The following is a 2838-nucleotide window of genomic DNA, read 5'->3' as shown; positions in this document are numbered from 1 at the left end:
CTGGCACCCGAGGAGGGGCTGCGCGCCGAGATCGGCCTCCCCAGGGACACGGCCTGGGCGTCCGCCATCGCCACTGTCGACCGCGGGCTCGCGGTCGCCGTCGACTACGCGCACACCCTGGACACCCGCCCCCCGTTCGGCACGCTCACCGGCTTCCGCGAGGGCCGCGAGACGGCACCCGTACCGGACGGCTCGTGCGACATCACGGCGCACGTCGCACTGGACGCCTGCGCACTCCCCGGCGCACGCCTGCTCACCCAACGCGCCGCCCTGCGCGCCCTCGGCGTCACAGGCGCGCGCCCCCCGCTCACGCTGGCGTCCACCGACCCGACGGAGTACGTCCGCGCCCTCGCGAGCGCCGGTGAAGCGGCCGAGCTCACCGCGACCGGCGGACTCGGTGACTTCGGCTGGCTCGTGCAGTCGGTCGGAATTCCGGACCCGCTGCAGGAGCCGTAGCGCGCCCTACTGGCCGCCGTTTTCGCCTACTTGTCGATGTCCCCGACCACGAAGAACAACGACCCCAGGATCGCCACCATGTCCGCCACCAGCGTCCCCGGCAGCAGCACCGCGAGCGCCTGGATGTTGTTGTAGGACGCCGAGCGCAGCTTCAGCCGGTACGGGGTCTTCTCGCCCTTGCTGACGAGGTAGTAGCCGTTGATGCCGAGCGGGTTCTCGGTCCACGCGTACGTGTGCCCCTCGGGCGCCTTCAGGACCTTCGGGAGCCGCTGGTTGATCGGCCCCGGCTCCAGCCCGGCGAGCCGGTCGAGGCAGGCGTCCGCGAGGTCGAGCGCGTTGTGGGTCTGCTCCAGGAGCACTTCGAAGCGGGCGAGACAGTCGCCCTCCTGGCGCGTGACGACCTTCAGGGTGTCCTGGAGCTCGCCGTACGCGAGATACGGCTCGTCGCGCCGCAGGTCGAAGTCGACGCCCGAGGCGCGCGCGATGGGCCCGCTCACGCCGTACGCGTGGACGGCCTCCGCCGACAGTTCGCCGACTCCGCGCGTGCGCCCCCGGAAGATCTCGTTGCCGAGCACCAGGTCGTCGAAGCGGTCCATCCGGGAGCGCACGGCGGCGACGGCTTCACGCGCGCGTGCGGCCCATCCGGCGGGCAGGTCCTCCTTGAGGCCGCCGACGCGGTTGAACATGTAGTGCATGCGCCCGCCGGAGACCTCCTCCATGACGTTCTGGAGGACCTCGCGCTCCCGGAACGCGTAGAACACCGGGGTGATGCCGCCGAGTTCCAGGGGGTACGACCCCAGGAACATCAGGTGGTTGAGCACCCGGTTCAGCTCGGCGAGCAGCGTGCGCGTCCACACCGCGCGCGGGGGCACCTCCATGCCGAGCATCCGCTCCACCGCGAGGACCACACCGAGCTCGTTCGAGAAGGCCGACAGCCAGTCGTGGCGGTTGGCGAGCATGATGATCTGGCGGTAGTCGCGCGCTTCGAAGAGCTTCTCGGCGCCGCGGTGCATGTAGCCGATCACCGGCTCGGCGTGCTGGATGCGCTCGCCGTCCAGGAGGAGCCGCAGCCGCAGCACTCCGTGCGTGGAGGGGTGCTGGGGGCCGATGTTGAGCACCATGTCGGTGCTTTCCGCGGCGCCGCCGATCCCGACCGTGGTCTCCGTCGTGGGAGTCATGGGCACAGTCTCTCGTACGTACGCTTGCGCCATGGAAACGGGGACTGCCGCCCAGGACGGCGCGGCGCGCGAGCCGGTGTGGACCGGCCTGCCGCCGGGGCTGCTGAAGATGCGACGGATGTTGCTGGTCATCTGGCTGGGGCTGCTGACCGTCGCCCTGGGGGTGCCGCTGGGCATGTTCGTCGGCCCGGGGTGGGCGGCGTTCGCGCTGCTGCCGCTCGGCGTCATGGCGTGGGGCTGGGTGGTCCTGGGCCGCAACTGGCGCTCCTGGCAGTACGCCGAGCGCGCCGACGACCTGCTGATCAGCAAGGGCGTGCTGTGGCACCACGAGACGATCGTGCCGTACGGGCGGATGCAGCTCGTGGAGGTGACCTCGGGGCCCGTGGAACGGCACTTCGGGCTCGCGAGCGTGCAGTTGCACACGGCCGCCGCGGCGACCGACGCGACCATCCCGGGGCTCGACCCGGCCGAGGCCGAACGGCTGCGCGACCGGCTCACCGAACTCGGCGAGGCCCGATCGGCGGGGCTGTGACGACGCCGGGCGCCGACAAGGCCGTACCCGGGGCCGCAGCGGTCGTACGGGAGCAAGTGCCCGTGGTGGAGCGGCGGTTGCATCCGGTGACGCCGTTGCGCCGGGCGTGGGCGCCGGTCGCCGTCGTCATCGGGTGGGCGGTGCACGACCCCAACCAGGCGCAGGAACAGCTGACGCGGCTGACCACCATCACCCTGCTGATCGCGCTTGCCGTGATCGTGCCGGCCGCCGGTCTGTACGGCTTCCTGACCTGGTGGTTCACCCACTTCTCGGTGACCGACACCGAACTGCGCATCCGTACCGGCCTGTTGTTCCGGCGCACCGCGCACATCCGGCTGGAGCGCATCCAGGCGGTCGACGTGACACAGCCGCTCCTCGCGCGCGTGGCGGGCGTCGCCAAGCTGAAGCTGGACGTCGTAGGGACCGACAAGAAGGACGAGCTCGCCTTCCTCGGAGAGGGCGAGGCCCGGGCGCTGCGGGCCGAACTCCTCGCGCGGGCGGCCGGGTTCGCGCCCGAGACCGCCCACGAGGTCGGCGAGGCACCCGCGCGGCAACTGCTGCACGTGCCGGCCGGGGTCCTCGCGGTGTCCCTGGTGCTGACCGGCGCCACCTGGGGGTCGCTTGCCGCCGCACTCGTCGTACCGCCGCTGCTGTGGCTCGCCACCCACAGCG

At 71.9% G+C, this 2838-nt stretch carries 3 protein-coding genes and 1 pseudogene; 3 read left to right on the top strand and 1 reads right to left on the bottom strand.

The window, feature by feature from the left end; all coding sequences use genetic code 11:
* Positions 1-456 (top strand): annotated as a pseudogene (locus tag R6V09_RS50175) (SAM-dependent methyltransferase); the annotation flags it as partial.
* Positions 457-482: 26 nt separating this feature from the next.
* Here the strand turns inward: R6V09_RS50175 and R6V09_RS50170 are convergent.
* Entirely contained in the window at positions 483-1634 is a 1152-nt protein-coding gene (locus R6V09_RS50170; protein WP_317888093.1) for an NADH-quinone oxidoreductase subunit D, read from the bottom strand.
* Positions 1635-1665: 31 nt separating this feature from the next.
* Between R6V09_RS50170 and R6V09_RS50165 the strand changes: the two genes are divergently transcribed.
* Together R6V09_RS50165 and R6V09_RS50160 are read left to right on the top strand one after the other, a co-directional pair.
* A complete protein-coding gene (locus R6V09_RS50165) occupies positions 1666-2166 on the top strand; it encodes a PH domain-containing protein (protein WP_317888092.1) in 501 nt (166 codons plus the stop codon).
* Positions 2163-2838 (top strand): PH domain-containing protein (locus tag R6V09_RS50160; RefSeq protein WP_317888091.1); only part of this gene is annotated, 676 nt, incomplete at its 3' end. The genes R6V09_RS50165 and R6V09_RS50160, both read left to right, overlap by 4 nt.

Source organism: Streptomyces sp. W16, assembly GCF_033194735.1.
In the GTDB taxonomy this organism is placed as follows: Bacteria; Actinomycetota; Actinomycetes; order Streptomycetales; family Streptomycetaceae; genus Streptomyces.
The sequence above is the reverse complement of the archived record's forward strand: the minus strand, read 5'-3'. Positions and strand labels throughout refer to the sequence as shown.